Origin of the sequence: Marinomonas pontica (genome assembly GCF_036322735.1) — a bacterium.
Lineage (GTDB): Bacteria > Pseudomonadota > Gammaproteobacteria > Pseudomonadales > Marinomonadaceae > Marinomonas > Marinomonas pontica.
The window spans coordinates 2755588-2778721 of record NZ_AP027271.1 but is presented as its reverse complement, the minus strand read 5'-3'; the positions used below and the strand labels follow the sequence as shown (position 1 = coordinate 2778721).

At 44.8% G+C, this 23134-nt stretch carries 19 protein-coding genes; 10 read left to right on the top strand and 9 right to left on the bottom strand.

Annotation, left to right across the window (positions count from 1 at the left end):
• The first annotated feature begins 92 nt into the window (after positions 1–92).
• The gene (locus AABA11_RS13100) at positions 93–1406 is read left to right on the top strand and encodes a Na+/H+ antiporter NhaC family protein (RefSeq protein WP_338268608.1); all 1314 of its coding nucleotides are present in this window, start codon (positions 93–95) and stop codon (positions 1404–1406) included.
• A 106-nt stretch (positions 1407–1512) separates the two neighbouring features.
• Positions 1513–2403: a DMT family transporter gene (locus tag AABA11_RS13095; RefSeq protein WP_338268606.1), complete on the top strand. Its 891-nt coding sequence runs from the start codon at positions 1513–1515 to the stop codon at positions 2401–2403.
• Here AABA11_RS13095 and AABA11_RS13090 read toward each other — a convergent pair.
• Positions 2400–2972, bottom strand: a complete 573-nt coding sequence (locus AABA11_RS13090) for a TetR/AcrR family transcriptional regulator (RefSeq protein ID WP_338268604.1) — start codon at positions 2970–2972, stop codon at positions 2400–2402. The two genes, AABA11_RS13095 and AABA11_RS13090, sit on opposite strands and share 4 nt — an antisense overlap.
• 93 nt (positions 2973–3065) lie before the next feature.
• Between AABA11_RS13090 and AABA11_RS13085 the strand changes: the two genes are divergently transcribed.
• Together AABA11_RS13085 and AABA11_RS13080 are read left to right on the top strand one after the other, a co-directional pair.
• A complete protein-coding gene (locus AABA11_RS13085; RefSeq protein ID WP_338268602.1) occupies positions 3066–4256 on the top strand; it encodes an efflux RND transporter periplasmic adaptor subunit in 1191 nt (396 codons plus the stop codon).
• 3 nt (positions 4257–4259) lie between these two features.
• Positions 4260–7388 (top strand): efflux RND transporter permease subunit, encoded by a 3129-nt coding sequence (locus AABA11_RS13080; protein ID WP_338268600.1) that lies wholly within the window; start codon positions 4260–4262, stop codon positions 7386–7388.
• Positions 7389–7456: 68 nt separating this feature from the next.
• Here AABA11_RS13080 and phnE (AABA11_RS13075) read toward each other — a convergent pair whose 3' ends face one another.
• From phnE (AABA11_RS13075) to AABA11_RS13050, 6 genes are all read right to left on the bottom strand, one after another.
• Entirely contained in the window at positions 7457–8254 is a 798-nt protein-coding gene (phnE, locus tag AABA11_RS13075; protein ID WP_338268598.1) for a phosphonate ABC transporter, permease protein PhnE, read from the bottom strand.
• 22 nt (positions 8255–8276) lie between these two features.
• A complete protein-coding gene (phnE, locus tag AABA11_RS13070; RefSeq protein WP_338268596.1) occupies positions 8277–9071 on the bottom strand; it encodes a phosphonate ABC transporter, permease protein PhnE in 795 nt (264 codons plus the stop codon).
• On the bottom strand, positions 9059–9844 hold the full coding sequence (phnC, locus tag AABA11_RS13065; RefSeq protein WP_072840278.1) for a phosphonate ABC transporter ATP-binding protein: 786 nt from the start codon (positions 9842–9844) through the stop codon (positions 9059–9061). Before phnC ends, phnE (AABA11_RS13070) begins: the two co-directional genes overlap by 13 nt.
• A gap of 107 nt (positions 9845–9951) precedes the next feature.
• Positions 9952–10995: a phosphate/phosphite/phosphonate ABC transporter substrate-binding protein gene (phnD, locus tag AABA11_RS13060; protein ID WP_338268593.1), complete on the bottom strand. Its 1044-nt coding sequence runs from the start codon at positions 10993–10995 to the stop codon at positions 9952–9954.
• Positions 10996–11213: 218 nt separating this feature from the next.
• Positions 11214–12581 carry a sigma-54-dependent transcriptional regulator gene (locus tag AABA11_RS13055; protein ID WP_265729866.1) on the bottom strand — a complete coding sequence of 456 codons (1368 nt, stop codon included), beginning with the start codon at positions 12579–12581 and terminating at the stop codon, positions 11214–11216.
• Positions 12582–14474: an ATP-binding protein gene (locus tag AABA11_RS13050; protein WP_338268590.1), complete on the bottom strand. Its 1893-nt coding sequence runs from the start codon at positions 14472–14474 to the stop codon at positions 12582–12584.
• Positions 14475–14791: 317 nt separating this feature from the next.
• Here AABA11_RS13050 and AABA11_RS13045 point away from each other — a divergent pair, with 317 nt between their 5' ends.
• Both AABA11_RS13045 and erpA read left to right on the top strand, forming a co-directional pair.
• Positions 14792–16378, top strand: a complete 1587-nt coding sequence (locus tag AABA11_RS13045; protein WP_338268588.1) for a peptide chain release factor 3 — start codon at positions 14792–14794, stop codon at positions 16376–16378.
• 66 nt (positions 16379–16444) lie between these two features.
• Entirely contained in the window at positions 16445–16792 is a 348-nt protein-coding gene (gene erpA / locus AABA11_RS13040) for an iron-sulfur cluster insertion protein ErpA (protein ID WP_265729869.1), read from the top strand.
• Between the two features lie 75 nt (positions 16793–16867).
• On the opposite strand, the gene AABA11_RS13035 is transcribed toward erpA, so the two are convergent.
• Both AABA11_RS13035 and AABA11_RS13030 read right to left on the bottom strand, forming a co-directional pair.
• Positions 16868–17710: a hypothetical protein gene (locus AABA11_RS13035; protein ID WP_338268586.1), complete on the bottom strand. Its 843-nt coding sequence runs from the start codon at positions 17708–17710 to the stop codon at positions 16868–16870.
• Between the two features lie 101 nt (positions 17711–17811).
• Positions 17812–18114 carry a YhbY family RNA-binding protein gene (locus AABA11_RS13030; protein ID WP_265729872.1) on the bottom strand — a complete coding sequence of 101 codons (303 nt, stop codon included), beginning with the start codon at positions 18112–18114 and terminating at the stop codon, positions 17812–17814.
• A gap of 99 nt (positions 18115–18213) precedes the next feature.
• Here AABA11_RS13030 and rlmE point away from each other — a divergent pair, with 99 nt between their 5' ends.
• The 4 genes from rlmE to glmM all read left to right on the top strand — a co-directional run bounded on the left by rlmE (position 18214) and on the right by glmM (position 23078).
• On the top strand, positions 18214–18834 hold the full coding sequence (gene rlmE, locus AABA11_RS13025; RefSeq protein ID WP_265729873.1) for a 23S rRNA (uridine(2552)-2'-O)-methyltransferase RlmE: 621 nt from the start codon (positions 18214–18216) through the stop codon (positions 18832–18834).
• Between the two features lie 69 nt (positions 18835–18903).
• Positions 18904–20865, top strand: coding sequence for an ATP-dependent zinc metalloprotease FtsH (gene ftsH / locus AABA11_RS13020; protein WP_479481451.1), 1962 nt, complete (start codon positions 18904–18906; stop codon positions 20863–20865).
• A gap of 33 nt (positions 20866–20898) precedes the next feature.
• Entirely contained in the window at positions 20899–21732 is an 834-nt protein-coding gene (gene folP, locus AABA11_RS13015; protein ID WP_338268580.1) for a dihydropteroate synthase, read from the top strand.
• Complete coding sequence (gene glmM / locus AABA11_RS13010) at positions 21732–23078, top strand: phosphoglucosamine mutase (RefSeq protein ID WP_338268578.1); 1347 nt, start codon at positions 21732–21734, stop codon at positions 23076–23078. Before folP ends, glmM begins: the two co-directional genes overlap by 1 nt.
• Positions 23079–23134: the final 56 nt, after the last annotated feature.

Below are 23134 nucleotides of genomic sequence, written 5' to 3'. Positions count from 1 at the left end.
GCCTCGCTGGTTGAGTTTGATTATCATCGCCGCCTCTTTACCCTTGGATCATAAGTTTAAGGGTTAACTTAAATCTGGAATCCTCAGACGATATGACTTCTAAATCTCCTTTGGCCTTGTTGCCATTATTGCTTTTCCTTGTTCTTTTTGTCGGCAGTGGCCTTTGGTATCAATCTGAAGGCGTTGATTTTGCCTTCTACCAAATCTCTGCTCCTGTTGCTATTTTACCTGCGATTGCTTTGGCTGTTTTGTTGGGAAAAGGGCAGTTTAATCAGCGCATTGAAACGTTTATTCAAGGTGTTGGCGACAATACGATTGTTACCATGATTTTGATTTATTTGTTGGCTGGTGCGTTTGCCAGTGTGGCGAAAAGTGTGGGTGGTGTGGATGCGACGGTTAACTTCGGTTTAAGCGTTATTCCTGCTTCGCTTTTGTTGCCAGGGTTGTTCGTTATTACGGCGTTTGTTGCCACTTCGATGGGTACATCGATGGGAACCATTGCTGCGATTGCGCCAATAGTCATAGGTGTTGCTGAAGCGGCTGATTTGCCTTTATTGCTAACAGTTGGCACGGTGATCGGTGGCGCTATGTTCGGTGATAACTTGTCGATTATCTCTGATACGACCATTGCCGCCACTCGAACTCAGGGATGTGACATGCGTGATAAATTTCGCATGAACTTCAAGATTGCTCTGCCAGCGGCCTTAGTGACGTTGGTTTGGTTGTTTTTCCAGAGCAGTGGCGCACACATTTCAGACATCAAAGACTACGAATTGATTCGAGTGTTGCCTTATGTGGTGGTACTGGGGCTGGCTATTGCCGGTGTGAATGTGATGTTGGTGTTGTTTAGCGGCATTGTGTTGGCTGGTGTGATTGGTTTGACAATGCAGCCAGAATATTCTGTCGCGTCTTGGTCCGCTGATATTTACGCTGGTTATACCGGTATGCAGGAGATTTTGATCCTTTCTTTGTTGATTGGTGGTCTTGGTGCATTGATGAAGTCTCAAGGCGGTCTAGATTGGCTGGTAAGTACAATTGAACGTATTAGTTGTGCATTGGGTGCCAAGGCTGGCTCCACGCGTGCTGGAGAGCTAAGCATTAGTGCGGCAGTCGCTTTGACAAACTGTTGTACTGCGAACAACACAGTATCGATCTTAATTAACGGCTCTGTCGCAAAAAACATTGCTGAACGCTACAATGTTGATCCACGCCGCAGTGCCAGTTTATTGGATATTTTTTCCTGTGTCGTGCAGGGGATTTTGCCATACGGTGCTCAAATATTGTTGGCTTCTTCTTTGGCGAAAGTGTCGCCTTTGGATTTAGTCGGTTATGTGCAATACAGCTGGGTATTAGCGGTTGCTGCATTGGTGTCTATTTACATCGCTTGGCCAAAAAGCGTGAAATAAAAGCGAACAGAATTTCGTTGTAAAACGAAAAGCCTGTGCATTTTGTGATCACTAAATGCACAGGCTTTTTTTATTGCTTTGAATATGGATTTATTAAGGAGAGCACGTGAAACAGGGTTCCCATGTGAAGGCGGAATTGATTTTAGTCTTGGTGACGATTTTGGCCGGCTTTGGCTGGATTTTTTCTAAAGAGGCCTTGGCTGGACTACCACCTTTATTTTTTATGGGGGTTCGCTTCATTATTGCTGGTTTTGTTTTGTTCTTAGCTGGGCAGAAATATTTCCGTGGGTTGGACTGGGGGAATATTAAACAGGCATGTTGGGTCGGAGTGGTGATGGGAATCACTATGATGTTTTGGGTCACTGGGTTGGATCAAGGGTCCAATTTGGGGGTAGGGGCTTTCATTACGAGTTTAGGGGTGGTGCTGGTTCCGGTGGTGGCTCGGTTTATGTTCAAAGAAAGGCCGCCTTTGAGTATTTGGATTGCGTTACCGATTGCTGTGGTGGGCTTGGGTTTTCTTGCCTTGAACCAAGGCTTGGACATTGAATTTGCTCAGGTGTATTTTCTAGGTGCGGCTTTGTGCATGGCGTTTCAGTTGAACCTATTGTCGCGTTTTTCAATGCGTATGCATGCGCTGGTACTGACGGCCATTCAGCTTTCATCGGCAGGTGTTGTGTTGCTTGTTGTGTCTGTGTTCACAGAAACGCTTCCTCACAGCATTGGTCTTAATGTGGCAGGCTGGTTTCTAGCCAGCACCTTAATCGCGAGCAGCTTACGGTTTTTATTACAAACTTACGCCATGAGTTTGACCCCCGTGAGCCATGCTGCGGTGATCATGAATTTAGAACCTGTTTGGACGGCTATTTTTGCGGTGCTATGGTTTGGCGAGGTGATGGGTGTTGGGCAAGTATTTGGCTGCTGTTTGATTTTTCTGGCGATGTTGGTTTGTCGATGGACACAGATCAAATCGATTTTCAAACCCGCCAGAAAGGCTTAATCAGGCAGTATAGTATCGAGAGTATCGCTGTATAGTTGACGCATTTCTTGGCTGAATGGTCGGGGTTGGAACTCCCAGCGTGCCAATAATCCTTCACTAAGGGTGACAAGCATTTCAATCCTCGCAGCTATTTCTTTTTGATCCATATTGGGATACTGCGCGGCCATGATATTGATGGCGCGCTTTTGCAGACGTTGGTGTGACTCTTTATAGATCTGAGCAATCGTTGGGTTTCGTGCTGCCTCGGCTTTTATCTCCGCGTGCATTATTCTCTCATTGTTGCTTTCTGGGTTGAGATCAGAAAAGTGCCTTTCTAACCAATCCTTTTTATCTAAAAAGGACGCCATATAATGTAATCTTCTTTGGGTAAACTGCTCTACCAATGCGCAAATAATGTCATCTTTATGGGCAAAGTAGCGGTAAATTTGACCTACACTAAGCTCAGCTGTTTTCGCTATTTCACTCATGCTGGCCTTGTGAAAGCCTTTGCTTAGCACGTGATGTTTGGTGGCATCAATAATGCATTGTTTTCGTTGATCGCTGTGGCAGGGTAGGTGAATAGTTCTCATTTATTTGCACGTTTTGTCATATATTAGGTTGATTGCTTGTATTATAGTGCTTGTGAATGATCATTCTCAATATCTCGAAAGGAAGTCTCCTCAATGTTGTCTAAATGTAAATATGTTGCAAGTGCGTTGCTTGTCCTATTGCTGGCTGGTTGTCAGGAGGAGGCACCTAAGTCTGCTGCTGTGCCGTCCGCACCCAAAACACAGGTTGGTGTTGTTGTTATTCAGCCTCAAAAAACAGATCTGATGGCGGAATTGCCTGGTCGTACAACGTCAAGTTTGGTGGCTGAAATTCGCCCTCAAGTGGGCGGTATTGTAAAGAAGCGTTTCTTTGAAGAAGGTCAAGATGTCAACACTGGTGACTTGCTTTATGAGTTGGATGATTCCACTTACGTGTCTTCTTATAAACAAGCTCAGGCAGATTTAGAGTCGTCCAATGCAAGCTTGAAGTCGGCTCAGCTAAAGTATGAGCGTTATACTCAGCTTCGCAAACAAAACAATGTATCACAACAAGATCTTGATGATGCGCAAGTGGCATTTCTAGAAGCCAAAGCAAAACAAAAAGGCTCCGAAGCGGCCTTGGAGAGCGCCAAGATTAATCTGGATTACACAAAAATCAGAGCGCCAATTGATGGCCGAATTGGTATTTCGCAAGTCACCGTAGGGGCGCTAGTAACGGGTAGCCAAACAACGGTTATGACGACGGTGAGATCATTGGACCCGATCTTTGTTGACTTGGCCCAAACCAGTCTGGATCAGCTTAAGCAACGCTCTTTCTTGTCGCTTGATGGTGTGGAGAAAGGCTCAAATAAAGTGACTCTTGTTTTGGAAGATGGCACCACTTACCAAGAAGAAGGAACCCTTAAAGCACGTGAAGTGAGTGTGGATGAATCGACTGGTAGTGTAACGCTTCGTGCTGAATTTCCTAATCCAGACAACCTTTTGTTGCCGGGTATGTTTGTACGTGGCTTGATCCATGAGTTAACACACAACGCAGCTATTTTAGTGCCTCAGCAAGGTGTTTCTCGTGATGTAAAAGGCAATCCAATTGCGTTGGTGGTCAATCAGAAAAACATTGTTGAAAGTCGAGTGTTGAAAGTAGACCGCACTATTAATAATCAATGGTTGGTACTTGATGGCGTAAATGCAGGCGACAAAGTGATTGTTGAAGGTTCATTAAAAGTAAGAGCAGGAAGCGAAGTGACTACTGTTGAAATGGTTCGAGACAGTAAGACCGGTGCGATTGTTGCTGCCAATGTTAATGGTTCTTCGAATCAAGGGAAGTAATCTATGTTAGCTCAATTTTTTATAAATCGTCCTGTATTCGCGTGGGTTATTTCCATCGCCATAATGTTGGCCGGTCTTGCTTCTATTTTGAATCTACCTGTTTCTCAATACCCTAATGTGGCACCGCCTACGATCAGTATTTCTGCGACTTATTCTGGTGCGTCTGCGGAAACGGTGGAAAACAGTGTTACACAAATATTAGAGCAACAGCTTACCGGTTTAGATGGACTGTTGTACTTTTCATCTTCCAGTAGTTCAAGTGGTCGTACGAGTATTAATGTGACGTTTGAACAAGGTACGGATGCGGACATCGCTCAAGTACAGATTCAAAATAAAATTCAGCAAGTTACGTCTAATTTACCCACTTCGGTTCAGCAAAATGGCGTCACGGTTAAAAAGTCTAATTCGGACTTTTTAATGGTTGCTGCGGTGTATGATGAAACAGATTCAGACTCGGCAAATGACATTTCAGACTTCCTAGTATCCAGCATTCAGGATCCAGTTTCTCGCGTGGATGGCGTTGGTAGTATTCAGGTGTTCGGTGCTGAATATGCGATGCGTATTTGGCTTGATCCTTTGAAATTGGCTTCTTATAAGCTGATGCCTTCTGATGTGTCTTCAGCAGTAACAGCGCAAAACACGCAAGTAGCGGCCGGTAGCTTAGGGGCTTACCCCGTTGTTCAAGGGCAAGAGCTAAATGTAACGGTGACTGCACAGTCTAAGTTACAAACCGCTGAGCAATTTCGAGACATTATTCTTGCGTACGATGACAGTGGTGCGACCGTGCGTTTAAGTGACGTCGCCAAAGTGGAATTGGGCAGTGAAAGCTATTCGTATATTGCTCGTTTAAATGGCCACCCTGCCTCTGGTATGGCGGTTATGTTGGCGCCTGGTGCGAATGCATTATCCACGTCGGAAGCGGTTAAAGGTGTCTTAAATGGCTTATCTGGCAGTTTGCCAGATGGTTATAAATTGTCTTTCCCTGTTGATAACACAAGTTTCATTAAAATCTCGATTGAAGAAGTGGTTAAAACACTTTTTGAAGCCATCTTGTTGGTGGTTATCGTGATGTTTGTTTTCTTGCAAAATTGGCGCGCTACCTTGATTCCTGCCATTGCAGTGCCTGTAGTGTTATTGGGTACTTTCGGTGTTTTAGAATTGTTTGGCTTTTCGATAAACACCTTGACCATGTTCGGTATCGTTCTATCGATCGGGTTGCTGGTGGACGATGCGATCGTTGTCGTAGAGAACGTTGAGCGAGTCATGGAAGAGGATAAGTTGTCGCCTAAAGAGGCAACAATAAAGTCCATGAAGGAGATTACCAGTGCGTTGATTGGTATTGCCGTGGTGTTGTCTGCCGTGTTTTTGCCAATGGCGTTCTTTAGTGGTTCGACGGGTGTTATTTATCGTCAATTTTCCATCACCATTGTTGCAGCAATGACCTTGTCAGTTGTAGTGGCATTGACCCTAACTCCAGCATTGTGTGCAACGATGTTAAAACCGAATCATCACGCGCCGAAAAAGGGGCTAGGTGGTTGGTTTAACCGTAATTTTGACCGAGCAACGGATAAGTATTTTGGAGGTGTCAGCGGGATCATTAAAAAGCCGATTCGTTGGATGCTGGGTTACGGCGTTATTGTTGCTGGCCTAGCGGGTTTGATGATGAATTTACCATCAGGCTTTTTACCAACAGAAGACCAAGGTCGAGTTATGGTGATGGTGTCGTTACCAGAAGGTGCTGGCATGGCTCGAACGGATAAAGTTATGCGTGAAGTGGAACACCACTTCATGGTCACAGAGAAGAATAATGTTGATGCAACGTTCACTATTTCTGGTTTCAACTTTATGGGCAGTGGTCAAAACGCAGGGATGGCCTTTATCGCGCTAAAAGATTGGAGCGAACGTATCGGCCCTGCCAATACTGCCAGTGCCATTGTGGGCCGCTCTTATGGTGCTTTTGCCGGTATTCGTGACGCTAGAATCTTCTCTCTTATTCCGCCTTCTATCCAAGGCTTGGGGCAAAGTAGTGGGTTTACGTTCCAATTACAGGCGACAGGTAATACAGACCGCGCCACATTGCTAGAGATGCGTAATGCGTTGCTGCAAAATGCAAACACAAGCCCCTTGCTAACAGGAGTGCGTTTAGGTTCCGATTCTGAAGCGCCTCAGTTGCATATTGATATTGACCAAGAAAAGGCCTCTGCACTGGGTTTGTCTTTGTCTGATATCAGTGCAACGCTGAGCACGGCATGGGCTGGTAGTTATGTGAATGACTTTATTGATCGTGGTCGAGTAAAAACCGTCTACATGCAAGGTGATGCACAATACCGTTCTTCCCCTCAGGATTTGCAGCATTGGTATGTACGCGGCAGTGACAATACGATGACGCCATTCTCTGCGTTTGCGGAAAGTGAATGGACATATGGACCAAAAAGCTTAACTCGATTTAATGGCTTGGCTTCTTATGAAATTCAAGGTTCTGGCGCAACGGGCGTAAGTTCTGGTGCCGCTATGGACGAATTGCAGAGTGTGGCGGATGCATTGCCAGGCGGCGTTACTGGATCTTGGAGTGGTTTGTCTTACCAAGAGCGTTTATCAAGTGGACAGACGCAAATCCTGTATGCCATCTCTATTTTGGTTGTGTTTTTGTGTCTTGCAGCATTGTATGAAAGCTGGACGGTTCCATTCTCGGTTATCTTGGTCATTCCTCTAGGGGTGATTGGGGCAGCGGCAGCGGCGCATTTGCGTGGTCTGGAAAATGACGTGTATTTTCAAGTTGCCTTGCTGACCACCATTGGTCTGTCGTCTAAAAACGCTATCTTGATTGTGGAATTTGCGGAAGCGGCTTACCGTCGAGGTGTCAACGTCTGGGATGCGGCGGCTCAAGCTGCTCGCTTACGTCTACGTCCTATTATCATGACGTCTATGGCGTTTATGGTCGGGACATTGCCGCTGGCGCTTTCTTCTGGAGCGGGTGCGAACAGCCGAATTTCGATTGGTTCAGGGATCGTAGGTGGTACATTGACGGCAACAGTACTGGCCATCTTCTTCGTACCTTTATTCTTTGTCATTGTGCGTCGTATTTTTCCGAAACGACCTAGCGGACTAACAACGGATGACACCGCAGAATAACACGGGTTATTGACTGTATTAAAAAGGAGCCAAATTTGGCTCCTTTTTTATGGATGAATCAAAGATAACTAGATTAATCGTTTACGAATATTCACCACGACAATTTCAGCCAAGATAACGATGATGAAAATAGCCAATAGCGACATGGCAACACGATCCCACTGAAATAGATTCATTGAATCATCAAGTACCACACCGATGCCGCCAGCACCCACCAATCCTAATACAGCAGACTCTCGGACATTAATGTCCCAACGAAATAAGACGATACTGAAGAAAGCGGGTAGTACCTGAGGCCAATAGCCTTTCAGCAAAATAGACATCCAAGACGCGCCAGTGGCTTTAAGTGCTTCAATAGACCCCATATTTACTTCTTCGATTGCCTCGCCAAGTAGCTTGCCGACAAAGCCTATAGAGCGGAAGGCAATTGCTAAGACACCAGCGATCACGCCTGGGCCAAAGATGGAGACAAAAAGTAATGCCCAGACCAATGAGTTTACCGAGCGAGAAGAGACTAGGAAGAAGCGGGATACCCAGTGACTCCAAGCCGAGTTAACAATATTGCTGGCATTCATTAACGCCAGCGGAATAGCAAAAATTAATGTTATAAGCGTACCTAATGTCGCGATATTTAGCGTTTCCACCATGGCGTCATGAACAGTATCTGGATAATACGCGAAATCAATCGGCCACATACGAGAGAACATGTCAGCCATTTGTTCTGGTGCATCCAGCAAGAATTCGGGGATGACTTCGACGGATTGAATAGACTGTACAAACGCTATAACAAGAACAAGATAAACAGCGTAACGAGACAGTTTTTGCTTTAGCGTAAAACGCTGCCAGTGATGATCTATTGTGTTCATAAAAATAGGCTCCTAGGTCAGACTAGCGAAAAATGCGTCGAACGATGTTAGAGAGAAACTCGCCAAACATAATTAGAGCAATAATGATGATGAGAATGGCCGCGACGAAATCGTAATCAAAGCGCTGGAACGCAGAGAATAATGTACCGCCTAAACCGCCCGCGCCGACAATCCCCACCATGGTGGAATTACGCAAGTTGGAGTCAAGCTGATAGGTAGAGAAGCCGATAAAGCGAGAAAATACCTGAGGCATAACGGAAAATAAGATGATGCTGGTAAAACCAGCCCCTGTGGCACGGATCGCTTCCACTTGCTTTAGCGATATTTCTTCTATGGCTTCTGCAAAGAGTTTGGCGATAAAGCCAACCGACGCGACCACTAGCGTTAAAATCCCTGCCAAAGCGCCAAATCCCACACTCTTAACAAACAGGATCGCAATGATCACAGGGTGAAAGGTACGACAAAGTGCGATAAGTGTTCGTACTGGTGTGCTGATCCAGCTTGGCATCATGTTACGAGCAGCAAATAATCCTAGAAACAATGAAATGAAAATACCGCAAATACTTGAAATCACAGCAATTTCAAGGCTTTCAATCAGTCCGCTCATGAGCAAAGACCAACGACTGAAGTTAGGGGGAATCATTCGCCCAAGCAGGTTACCGGCATGGCCTAATCCATCATTAAAGCGCTCCCAACTTAAACCCATCGCATTAAAGGAGTAAACCACATAACAGATGACGAGCAGCCAAATAGCAGTAACAAACCAATTTTGCTTGAATGGATTTTCTCTGTTTTGCGAAGCATTTATACCAGCCATGATTCACCTCCATAAATTTGTTTTAGGTGTTCATCGGTAATGCCTTCAGGAGGGCCGTCATAAACAACAACACCATTGCTCATGCCAATCATACGTTTAGCAAAACGACTGGCCAGTTTTACGTCATGAATATTGACCAAGGCTGGAATGTTCTTTTCTGCGGAGAAGCGTTCAAGCAGCTCCATGATTTCCACCGCCGTTTTTGGATCGAGAGAGGACGTTGGCTCGTCAGCCAATAGAATACGAGGGTTTTGCATCACCGCTCTTGCGATGCCTACTCGTTGGCGTTGTCCCCCAGAAAGGCTATCGGCGCGTTTTTTTGCATGTTCGGTTAAGCCCACAGCGTCTAATAATTCAAATGCAGTATTAATGTCTTCTTGGCTGAACTTTCTGCGCCAAGCTTGCCATGCAGACATGTAACCTAGACGGCCTGTTAAGACGTTTTCAATAACGGTTAAGCGTTCAACAAGGTTATATTCTTGGAACACCATACCCACTTGGCGGCGTAGCTTGCGCAGTTGAGCGCCTTTGGCTAAGCAAAGGTCAGCGTCATCAAATAAAATTTGCCCATCCGTAGGATCTATTAAACGGTTGATACAACGCAGTAATGTGCTTTTACCCGTTCCAGAAGGCCCTATGATGGCGATGATGCCAGGTTCTGTAATGTTAATATCTATCCCTTTTAAAATGGGATTTCCTGCTGTGTATTCTTTTTTTAAGTTTCGAATTTCTAGAAAGTTTGAGCGTTCAGCTGTGTTTTGAGTGACAGACATGATGGTTTCCTACAGGCGAAAAGGCCCAACAACCCGATAACTCAGGTTGTTGGTCTTTTTAAAATAAGTCTTTTTTTTTAAATGTATTACACGATTAGGAATAGCCGCTATTGGCTTTTACTGGCGGCTTCTTTCTTACGTTTAGCGGCCGCCGCTTTTGCTGCATCGGCTTCCGCTAGTTGTTTAAGTCCAGCTTTGGTGTAAGCCGTACCGGATGAGTGAGCGATATCACGGATAACTTGCCAATCCTCTTTATAAGTTATTGGGAAGAAGCGATCAGCGCCGCCAAAGGTTTTTTGCATTTCCGCTGGGAAACGGAAGGTGAAAAAGGCTTTTTTGATTTTTTCAACCAGCTCTGGATTAAGGTCATATGCGTAACCAAAGGAGGAGGTTGGGAAGCGAGGGCTTGTGTAAATGATACGGAAATCCTCTTTGCTCACGCGTTTCGCGTCCACCATGCGCTTGAAAACATCTGAGGCAACAGGCGCGGCATCATAGTCGCCAGATAAAACCCCCATGATCGATTGATCGTGCTTGCCTGAGTATTTCACTTCATAGTCTTTATCGGGCGTTAAACCCAATGCTGGGAAGATGGCGCGAGGCGCTAAGTTACCTGAGTTTGATGACGCAGATGTATGAGCAACCACTTTGCCTTTTAAGTCAGCCATTTTGGTAATGCTGCTGTCTTTGCGAACAATGGTAATTAAGTTGTAGCCTTGAAACGATTCTTCTGTGCCTTTTACGGCGATTGGAACCAAACCGCCGAGGTTAACAGCGTAGCCTGTTGGGCCGGTAGAGAAGCCTGCAATGTGCAATCGGCCAGAACGCAATGCTTCGACTTCTGCGGCATTAGAGTGAACCGTGTAATACACTACTTTTTTGCCAGTCACTTCACTGAGGTACTTTTGGAAATCACTGAATGCGTCTTTATAAACCGCGGGATCTTCAACCGGTGTGTAGGTGAAAACTAGAGTACTTGGATCGCGCCATTGGCTTGGGTCTTTTGGTAGGTCGGCAACAAGGTCGTAGTTTTCGTCACAGAACTTATCGTCTAGAACGCCACGGTAGCTGCAATCTTCGGCTAGGGCAGAGCTGGCGCCTAATAGCAATGAACTTGAGAGCACTAAACCTGTTAATAATTTAATAGGCATTATTATTTTCCTCGAGATGTATTTTTTATTGTTATCACCGGTCGGGAGGTTCCGTTGTCGGAGATGAGTCAATCCCACACGGATGAAGGATTGACTGATGTAGAGCAAAGCCGATGCCAATACTAATAAACCCTTAAAAAACAAATGGTTAGTTTCTTGTTTTTGAGGCTGCTCTATTTTTTGGGGCGCGTTAGTCTCATATGGAAATAGGAAATGGGTCATTCTTGTCCATCATCTTCGGATGTTTTAAATTGCTGTTTGTCTAATTGATGTTTTTTCATTTTTCGATACAAGGTCTTGCGTGACATATCCAGTAACTCGGCCGCTTCATTTAATAAGCCGTTGGTGGCTCTGAGCCCTTCTTCAATAATATGGCGTTCAAATTGATCCATACGTTCTTCATAGCTGCCATTTATGTCATCGCTCCGTTTTATTGATGCGAGGGAGTTTTCGCTAATCCCAAGTACAAATCGATCTGCTGAGTTTTTTAGCTCTCTAACGTTGCCGGGCCACTGATGCTGGATTAAATGGTCTAGATACGAAGGCGTGATACTGGGCAATTCCCTAGAGAAATGTTCAGCGGCTTTTTGCGCGTAGTGGTGAAAAAGCGGCAAAATGTCTTCTGGTCTGTCTCGGAGTGGAGGAATGGTCAGGCTTGCAACATTGAGTCGATAAAACAGATCTTTGCGAAACTTTCCTTCGTCACCAAGTTGAGCAAGGTTGTCTTTGCTGGCTGCAATAACCGTGAGCTCAACGGGAATGGGTGTGGTACTTCCGACCCGTTCAATGGTGCGCTCTTGTAAAACGCGCAATAGTTTTATTTGTACTGGCAGCGGCATGGTTTCTATTTCATCCAAAAAAAGCGTACCACCATTAGCTGCTTCAATCTTACCAATATGGCGTTTGTTGGCGCCGGTAAAGGAGCCAGCTTCATGACCAAATAGCTCACTTTCAATCAAGCTTTCACTGATGCCACCACAGTTAATCGCGATAAATCGGCCTTTATTACGCAGGCTGAATTGATGCAATGCTCTGGCAACCACGTCTTTACCGCAGCCTGTTTCGCCATAAATAATGGTGTCTATATTCGCTTGCGCGAGCGAGGATATATGTTGGCGAATGTTCTTGATGGCGGCTGACTCGCCAATAATAAAGGCTTCTAAGCCTGTTTGCTGAGCGAGGTTTTGCTTTAGCTTTCGGTTCTCTAAAACCAGTTGCCTTTTTTCAGCAGCGCGTTGCAGTTGGTTGATCAGCTGAGCTGGCTGCAAGGGTTTTTCAAGAAAGTCATAGGCGCCTTCTTTCATAGCTTCGATGGCCATAGGGATGTCTCCATGGCCGCTCATCAGTAAAACCGGTAACTCATTGTCTAGCTTTTGAAGGCGAGCGAGTAAATTCATGCCGTCCATCTTAGGCATTCTGACATCGCTGAGTACTACTGCTGCGCTGTTTCTATCAAGCAAAGCGATGGCTTTGTCTGCTCTGCTATGGCTTTCTACTTGAAAATCTTCCAGTTCTAGCATTTCTGTTAATGCTTCAATAATGGCTTGGTCGTCGTCGATAAGGATTATTTTTATTGTATTAAGCATTTATTTTTCTGCCTTTTTTAATTCTAAGGTAAAGCGGCTGCCTGCATCTGGTGTTGATGACACTCTAATTTGGCCGCCAAAATCTTGAACTATGTTGTAACTGATTGATAAGCCTAGACCGAGTCCTTGACCGACTTCTTTTTGGGTGAAAAACGGGTCGAAAATTTGTTCTAATTGGCTCTCATCAATACCAATTCCTGTGTCACTGACATCAATCATTATCTTGTTGTCTTGTTCATATACCTTAATGGAAAGCTGTTTTACTGGCGCACTGGATAATGCATCAACGGCATTGCTAATCAGGTTGACCATGACTTGTTCTAGGCGAATCGGTTCAGCGAGTACATAAAATGACGTTGAGCTTGCTTGATAATCCAGAGTGCAATGCTGGTCTATAATCTGGCTGGACATAAGCTCGATGGCATCTTGGAGTACGGTGTTTAGGCGAACTGGCGTCCGTTCTGTGCCGGCAACGCGAGCGAATGCTTTAAGGTGTTTGGTGATTCGGGTGATCTTCGTGAGTAACAGGCCGATTTTATCTAAACTATTTTGGGCCTTGTCCATTTGGCCTTTTTCCATATGCCGCCCTGCTGTGTGCAAATGACTGGCAATAGCGGTTAAGGGTTGGTTTATTTCATGAGTAATGCCCACACCAAGCTGCCCTAGCGCTGCGAGCTTTCCTGCTTGGACTAATTCGTTTTGCGTGGCTTTTAGTTGCGCTTCCGCGGCAACTCTTTCTTCTATTTCCGCGGCGAGGGCTTGATTGGTTTTTTCTACGGCTATCGCCGTTTGCTGGAAGTATTGTAAATCTCTGGCCATGCTAGAGACTTCGTCATGGCCAACAATGCGTATTTTTGTATCCAATTGAGAGCTAGCAATGGCGCGCATGTTTCTTTGTAGTTCGATGATGCGTTGCAACACATTGCGACGTACATAAAACCAAGAAATAGCGCAGGCAACGCTTAGGCTTATAAGAGACAGCAATAGAATGTTACGAATACTGCTGTTAATAGACTTTATAGCGCCTTCAAGCGAGCCGCGAATGCTGGTGTTGGTATAATTGGTATATTGATTGATTTGCGCAGCTAATTGTTGAATATGTTGCTGGCTATTTTCTAAAAGAAAACTTTGTTGGTAGAGCAGGTCTAGCTCTTCGTTTTTGAGTTGGAATAATTCGCCTTGACGAGAACTCATGGTGAGTAAATTAAGTAATGATTGACGTAATGGCAGTGGCACCTGAGGCAACAAAGTAAGGTATTGGGCAATCTCTGAACCTAATTTTTCAAGTCGCAAAAAGGTATAATCCAATTCATTAAATGAGGCATCATTGCTGACTTTTTCTATTAAACCTGAAAAATAATATAGCCGACTAATGACTTGTTCTAATTCTGCCGAGCGTTCCAATTGATCTATCTGAAAAATGAGATCCTGAAATAAAGGGAAAATTAGCAATGATTGTGTGGTCAGTTCACGTCTTATGGCTTCGCGGCGTTCAACGCTTTGATTTAGGAGCGTTAGGCTGTTTTGAATTTGCGTAATGAGCTCAAGAAAATATCGATTGTAGTCCGGCAGGTTCCGCATCAAAGAGTCCATCTCGCTGATGGCGGCGCTCAGTTCGTTCATGGTTTTTTCGCGCGAAATGGACGCGTCACTGGTAACTAACAGTGGTGCCGTAGCGACGATTTGTCGGCTTTTGTCGTTTAGTCTAGCCGCCGCATCCAAACCTGGAATGTCTTGGTATTTCAGTAGCAGAAGGCGGTCGCTAAGCTGTAGATAGGTGTTTGTCGCCAAACCACTTGCAACAATAGTGATAGAGGAGATCAACACAAAGGCTAAAAATAGCCTGCCGCCAATACCGATATTGCGAAGCCAAAAAAGCGTGGGAATTGCCATTTATTCATACCTTATTATTTTTATAATTCAGAAACCTAATGAAAGATTGATGCCAACTTTAATGTCTTATGATCGCTAGGTTTTGGCCTATATTGAGGACAAAAATGTCCCATCACAAGCGATTAAAAATATATCTATTGTTAATCCGCATTGGGTAGGGCTGGCTCTGCTGGAGGGGAAATGTCTGAATCCGGATTAATTCTATAGGCATTGATTGTTTATAAGGCCGAGATCAGCGAAAATAGGCGGCATTGAAATCACGATTAACATAACAGGCATGTTCATAACGCCTGTGTACAACTTAAAAGAACTTTTTAATGGCTGACCAGAATTTTCTAAACGAAGTAAACGATCGACGCACCTTCGCAATCATCTCCCACCCTGATGCCGGTAAAACCACCATCACAGAAAAACTTCTGTTGCTTGGGCAGTTAATTCAGACGGCAGGCTCTGTAAAAGGCAGAAAAGGCGATAAGCACGCTACTTCTGACTGGATGGCGATGGAGAAACAGCGCGGTATCTCGATTACTTCTTCTGTGATGCAGTTTCCGTATAAAGATCGCACTGTGAATTTGTTGGACACGCCTGGGCACGAAGACTTCTCTGAAGATACTTACCGAACCCTAACGGCAGTTGACTCGGTGTTAATGATCATTGATGGTGCGAAAGGTGTTGAGGATCGTACGATTAAGTTAATGGATGTGTGTCGTTTACGAGACACGCCTATTTTGACCTTCATAAACAAAATGGACCGCGACATCCGTGATCCGATTGAGCTGTTGGATGAAGTGGAAGAGGTGCTGAAAATTGCCGCCGCGCCGATCACATGGCCGATAGGGATGAGTGATTTCTTTAAAGGGGTATATAACCTTTATACCGATACTATTCATGTGTTTGTTCGCGGTCGTGGTCATACCTTGATGGACGATATTCGTATTGAAGGGTTAGAGTCTGATGAAGCGAAAGCGTTGCTTGGCGATGACTGGGAAGCGTATGTAGAAGAGATCGAACTTGTTCGTGGTGCGAGTCATGAGTTTGATCACGATGCGTATTTGGCGGGCGAATTAACGCCAGTGTTCTTTGGTACGGCATTGTCTAACTTTGGTGTTCGTGAAATGTTGGATGGCTTTGTTGAGTGGGCACCTGCGCCGATTGATCGTGAAACGAACAGCCGTAAAGTTGAAGCTTCTGAGGAAAAATTCTCTGGCTTTATTTTCAAAATCCAAGCCAATATGGATCCAAAGCATCGTGACCGTATTGCCTTTATGCGAGTCTGTTCGGGTACGTACAGTCGCGGCATGAAAATGCGTCATTGCCGAATTGGTAAAGACATTAAGGTAACCGACGCGGTTTCTTTCACCGCAGGTGATCGTGAAGGCGTTGAAGAGGCGTTTTCTGGCGATATTATTGGTTTGCATAACCATGGCACGATTCAGATAGGCGATACCTTTACAGAAGGTGAAGATTTGAAATTCACTGGTATTCCTCACTTTGCTCCTGAGTTGTTCCGTCGTGTCCGTTTGAAAGATCCTATGAAAATGAAGGCGTTACAGAAAGGTCTTCAGCAGCTTTCTGAAGAAGGGTCGACGCAATTGTTTATGCCGCAACGTAATAATGAATTGATTGTGGGGGCGGTTGGTCAGTTGCAATATGAAGTGGTTGCTTACCGTTTGAAAGACGAATACAAAGTGGAATGTATTTATGAGCCTGTTAACGTGAATACCGCGCGATGGGTTGAGTGTGATGACGCTAAGAAATTTGAAGAGTTTAAAAATAAATGTCGTGACAATTTAGCCATTGATGGCGGTGGTCATTTGACCTACTTGGCGCCAACTCGAGTGAATTTAATGATGGCTGAAGAGAAATGGCCGCAGGTTCGTTTCCGCTCGACACGTGAACATTGATCAATACTTGACTAAATTAGTCGGATAAGCGGATAATTCAATTATCGAAATGGTTTTAGTAGTGGTATGAACATGGTTGAATCGATTGATCCTATTGAATTTACAGACGCCGCAGCGGCGAAGCTGCAATCGCTGATTGAAGAAGAAGAAAATGATCGACTCATGTTGCGTGTTTATGTGACAGGGGGCGGTTGTTCCGGCTTTCAGTATGGTTTTACCTTTGATGAAGAGCATCAGGAAGACGATACCGAAGTAAAGCGTAATGGAGTGACTTTGGTGGTTGATCCGTTAAGCTTTCAGTATCTAGTTGGCTCAGAAGTGGACTATAAAGAAAACCTAGAGGGTTCTCGCTTTGTCGTGCAAAACCCAAATGCTACGTCCACCTGTGGTTGTGGTGCGAGCTTTAGTATTTAAGTATCTTGTTAGTATCGGTATGTTTTCTGATGGCCCTTCTCGTTTTGGCGAGAGGGGCTTTTTTATTGCTCTGTGTTAGGCTTTTGTGTAGAGGTTGGAGGCTTGGCGCGCTCTTTCTTCAGCGCTGATGGCATTGCCTTCTTGTGCTTTGTAGTGACCAACAAATAAAAGGCCAATGTGTTTGTCGCCCAATACAATAGGGTTTAGGGCGTTGTTTTTTGTGCGCCAAATTCTTAACCCGCACAGTTGCGTAGGAATTGGGTTTTGCTCAATGAGTCGGCTTTGGTTGGCATGAGCATACAGTGCGGACAGTTGGTCTGCTTCGCCATCCTGATCGAGTAAAATATGGTGATGCTTTACTTGTTGATCTAGGAACTCTGGAGGATAAGGAGTTCTTAACACGGGTAGGCTGTTTTCCTTTGGGAATGAGTGGAAAAAGTCCAATGTCTCTGGCGATCCGTTATGTGGCGACATAAGAAGTGTTATGTCGACTGGAATGCCATATGAGGGTTTTACTGGAATATGAAAAATCAATTGCTTTGCGGGCGGTCGCCGATGTATTTCAGGAGCAAGATAGCCCGCTGATTTTCTTCCATTTTCCGTATTTATAGGGGGAACTTGTAAAAAAAGTTTCCAGTTTTTCTTGTCTAAGTCGAGTTCTTCTGGAGAGTGTAGATGGAGCTTGGTTTCAAAAATATAACTGAGAACATGCTCAATAAGATTGGCAAAAACGCTTGTTGAGGCCGTAAGCGCATCTTTGGTTTGGCTTTCTAAATAGATTTCTTTTACTTGGTGTGCTGCTGAGCTTAGGTCGACCGAGTCTTGGTTACTGACAATAGGGCGATATTTAACCCGAGAAATGATTTTTTTCTCGTTTGGTTGGTTATTGGCTCTGTTTAGCGCCTCTATAAATAGCATGTTACGACTCCTTGATTAGCTGTCAAAGATATCGGCCATTATTTTGAAGAGTTTAGAGATAGTCTGTTTTTTGTTCAAAAAAGACTATCTCATCGCGAGGTTTAGCGAAGAAGGTTCGAAAGTTTTGGGTTTGGCTCTAATGCGGCGCGGTAAAAAAGCGCTACTTTGCCAATGGTTTGAACCGTTTCGCATTTCATGATTTTACTGATTTCTTCGATCAATGCGGTGCGAACTTCGCGATCAGCAATGCTGATGCGGACTTTGATTAGTTCGTGATCTTCTAGTGCACGGTCTACTTCTGTTAGTACAGTCTCAGTTAAACCGTTGCCCGCAATCATAACCACTGGATTTAGCGCGTGGCCGATTAGGCGATATTGCTTTTTTTGGGCGTTTGTAAGGCTCATAGTCAAATTTTCTCATATTAGTTGACCCTCTTTATTGGAGGCTTAAGAGGTTAAGCGATATTATAGCGGAATATTGACTGATTTAGGTATGATGAAAACGTGGCAAGATCAAAAAGTAGTAATAATTGGATGAAGGAACATTTTGACGATCCGTATGTCAAAAAATCCCAACAAGATGGTTATCGCTCTAGAGCAAGTTATAAGCTGATAGAGATAAACGATAAGGACAAATTGTTCCGGCCGGCAATGCGTGTTGTTGATCTTGGTGCGGCTCCTGGTGGTTGGTCGCAAGTGGCGGCAAAATTGGTAGGAGATCATGGCACGATTGTGGCTTCTGATATTTTAGAAATGGCCCCATTGCCTGGAGTTCGTTTTGTTCAGGGGGATTTTACGGAACAAGAAGTGTATGAGGCTATTTTGGCGGAAATTGGAGATGAGAAAGCTGATCTTGTAATTTCAGATATGGCCCCCAATATGAGTGGTAATAGTTCTTCTGATCAGCCTCAAGCTATGTATCTTGTGGAGCTTGCGTTAGATATGGCGGCTCAAGTGCTGAGACCAGGAGGTAACTTTTTGGTGAAGGTGTTTCAGGGTGAAGGGTTTGAAGATTATCTGAAAACCATGCGGGCTCAGTTTGGGTCTGTTGTAACGCGTAAGCCAGATGCGTCGCGCGCAAGAAGTCGTGAAGTTTACTTATTAGGAAGACAATATAAGGGTTAATGGGATATGTTCTGGTATGATTGCCAGAGACATTTTAAATAACCGTTTAGAGGTGTGCTCTTGAACGATATGCTGAAAAATATACTGTTGTGGTTGGTGATAGCGGCTGTACTGCTGACTGTGTTTAATAACTTTAATACGACGTCTGACACAAATCGAATTTCTTATTCAGAGTTTGTGAAAGAGGTTCAGGATGGCCGAATAGCCAAAGTAATTGTGGATGGTTATACCATCAGCGGAAGCCGGACCAGTGGTGATACGTTTGATACTGTGCGTCCAGCGGCAGCCGACCCTAAAATCATGGATGACCTGTTAAGTAATAACGTCATCGTTGAAGGCCGCATGCCTGAGCAGCAGAGTATTTGGACTCAGTTGTTGGTAGCGAGTTTTCCTATTCTGCTTATTCTTGCCATTTTCATGTTTTTCATGCGCCAGATGCAAGGTGGTGGCGGTGGTAAGGGGGGGCCGATGTCTTTTGGTAAGTCCAAAGCTCGCCTGTTGCCTGAAGACCAGATTAAAACCACTTTTGCAGATGTGGCTGGTTGTGATGAGGCAAAAGAAGACACTGAAGAGTTGGTGGATTTTCTACGAGAGCCAAGTAAATTTCAGCGTTTAGGTGGTAAAATTCCTCGCGGTATTTTGATGTGCGGGCCTCCAGGTACAGGTAAAACGCTATTGGCTAAAGCCATTGCTGGTGAGGCAAAAGTGCCGTTCTTTACCATTTCAGGTTCAGACTTTGTTGAAATGTTTGTTGGTGTGGGGGCATCGCGTGTTCGTGATATGTTCGAGCAAGCTAAAAAGCACGCACCATGCATCATCTTTATTGATGAAATTGACGCCGTAGGTCGTAATCGTGGTTCCGGTATGGGCGGCGGTAATGATGAGCGTGAGCAAACCTTGAACCAACTATTGGTAGAAATGGATGGTTTTGAAGGTAATGAAGGGATTATCGTTATTGCGGCAACAAACCGTCCTGATGTATTAGACCCTGCATTATTGCGTCCCGGTCGTTTCGACCGCCAAGTAACAGTGGGTTTGCCAGATATTCGTGGCCGTGAACAGATTTTAAAAGTGCATTTGCGTAAAGTTCCTTGCGATGATGATGTTGAACCAAAAAACATTGCGCGTGGTACGCCAGGTTTTTCTGGTGCCGACTTAGCGAATCTAGTGAATGAGGCGGCGTTGTTTGCGGCTCGATCTAATCGTCGATTAGTGAACATGGAGCTGTTGGAGTTAGCGAAAGATAAAATCCTCATGGGCGCTGAGCGTAAAACCATGGTGATGAGCGATAAAGAAAAATTGAATACGGCATACCATGAAGCTGGCCACACAATCATTGGTTATTTGATGCCTGAACATGATCCTGTTTATAAGGTGTCTATCATTCCTCGTGGCCGTGCGCTTGGTGTGACAATGTATTTGCCGGAAGAGGACAAGTACAGCATCAGTAAACGCGGTCTTGAAAGTCAAGTTTGTAGCTTGTATGGCGGACGAATTGCAGAGGAAATGATTCACGGCTTTGATGGTGTTTCTACTGGCGCATCAAACGACATAGAGCGTGCCACAAGCATTGCTCGTAACATGGTCACTAAGTGGGGCTTGTCTGAAAAATTAGGTCCATTCGCCTACGAAGAAGATGACAATAGCGGTGGTTACATTTCAGGGCCAACGGGTAGTAAGGCAAACTATTTCTCACCAGAGACGGGCAAAATTATCGATGCTGAAGTGCAAGATATTATTAGCCGCTGTTATGAGAAAGCGACAACTATCTTGGTTGAAAACCGTTCAAAATTGGATGTGATGGCTGAAGCATTAATGCAGTATGAAACGATTGATGCTAAGCAGATTAAAGAAATTATGGATGGCAACAAGCCGTCAGCACCTGAAGGTTGGTCTGATCCAAGTGCAAAAGCGCAAAAAGCCGCTGATGCGACGGAAGTGGATGAGGTTGTTTCATCTGATGATGGCGTGAAAGCAGAAGATGCTGAAGTGTCCTCTGATCAAGCTTCGCCTAAATCAACGGGTGAGTGATTTCGAACGGTTAATTTTTGATATGGTTTTTTCATGTCGTTAATGTCTTTTGGGGATAAGTCGTTAGACTTATCCCTTCCTCATGTTATGGGGATATTAAATATTACCCCTGATTCTTTCTCGGATGGTGGCGCCTTTAATTCTTTTGATGCTGCTTTGCGTCAGACGCAAAGAATGATCGAAGAGGGGGCAAGTATCATCGATGTTGGCGGTGAGTCTACGCGCCCTGGTGCCGCCCCTGTTTCAACTCAGCAAGAATTAGATCGGGTGATGCCAATTGTCGAATTAATTAAAAATCAGTTTGATATCATTGTGTCGGTCGATACGAGTACGCCTGAAGTGATTCGGGGGGCGGCTGCGCTAGGTATGGGGTTGATTAATGATGTTCGCGCGCTTGAGCGTGATGGTGCATTATTGGCTGCCGCTGAAACGAATCTTCCAGTGTGTTTGATGCACATGAAAGGGATGCCTCAAACGATGCAGGAGCAACCTGACTACGCGTCTGTAGTTGATGACGTTGCTGATTATTTGATCTCGAGAGTGAACGAATGTGAAGCGGCCGGAATTGATCGGGCTCGTGTGATTTTGGATCCTGGAATTGGGTTTGGCAAGACGTTGTCGCATAATTTGGCGTTGCTACGCCATACCGAACGGTTTAAATCGCTTGGTTTTGAGGTGCTTATTGGCCTATCTAGAAAAACCATGATTGGTGATGTGTTGGGGCGACCTGTTGAGGATCGATTGTACGGCACAATGGGAGCGAATGCGTCAGCTTATTTAAAAGGTGCTCGAATATTCAGAGTTCATGATGTTAGGCCGCATGTAGACATGCTGGCGTTAATGTCTCGTATTGAGGGAGAAAGTTAATGCGTAAGTATTTTGGTACGGATGGTATTCGAGGTAAGGTAGGTACAACGCCAATTACGCCGGAATTTATGCTTAAGCTTGGTTGGGCGGCAGGTCAAGTTTTTAAAGAGCATGATAAGAAAATTTTAATTGGTAAAGATACTCGTATTTCGGGCTATATGTTTGAGTCTGCGCTCGAATCAGGCATCGTGGCGGCTGGTGCGGATGTTCGTCTTGTTGGTCCCATGCCAACGCCTGCGATTGCTTATTTGACAAGGACTTTTCGTGCCAGTGCTGGCATCGTGATTAGTGCATCTCATAACCCTTATACTGATAATGGGATTAAGTTTTTTTCGGCTGAAGGTGGAAAGATTTCAGACGAAATTGAGGAGCGCATTGAGTATTTCTTGGAACAGCCAATGGAAGTGGTTGAGTCCAGTATGATTGGGCGTGCGAAACGTATTGATGACGCCGCAGGACGATACATTGAATACTGTAAAGGGACTTTCCCAATTGGCCTGCAGCTGAGCGGCTTGAAGATCATTGTTGACTGCGCTGATGGGGCGACTTATCACGTTGCGCCTCGTGTGTTTTCTGAACTGGGTGCAGAAGTTATTTCTATCGGGATCAACCCTGATGGTCTTAATATTAATGAATTTAGTGGTGCGACTAAGCCTGAATTGTTGCGCAAGAATGTGTTGGCGGAGGAAGCTGATTTAGGTATTGCGCTCGATGGTGATGGCGATCGCCTAATTCTTGTTGATCGACATGGAGTTGTGCGTGACGGCGATGATATTTTGTATATTATTGCTAATCATTTGATGCGCACTGGCCGTTTTAGTGGTGGTGTTGTCGGTACGCTCATGAGTAATTTTGGTCTTGAATTGGCGTTTTCTGAAACCGGTATTGGTTTTAGTCGGGCGGCTGTTGGGGATCGTTATGTCAATGAAAAGCTGATGCAGCATGGTTGGGTGTTAGGCGGTGAGCCTTCGGGTCATATTGTCTGTCGCTCTATTACCACCACTGGGGACGGTATTATTGCTGCGCTTCAGGTTCTTCGAGCAATGATAGAAGAGGGTAAGGCGCTCGACGAGCTTTTAGCAGGTTTGGTTAAATTTCCTCAGAAACTTAAAAACATTCGAGTGGCAAAGCGTTTTGTGCCGAATGAAGAGCCAGCTTTGCAAAAAGCCATAGCGGTTGCCAATGAGCGCCTAAATGGTTTAGGTCGTGTCTTATTAAGGGCGTCTGGTACTGAGCCTTTGATTAGGGTGATGGTCGAAGGGCGTGATGATAAAACTGTGGATGAGCTTGTTGAATATTTAGTGGAAGAAGTTAAAGCGGTTGTGGCGTCAAAGGTAGATGCTTAAAACGTCTTTAATGTGTTCCTAATAAAAATAAATGCTTGAAACCAAAGCGTCCATTC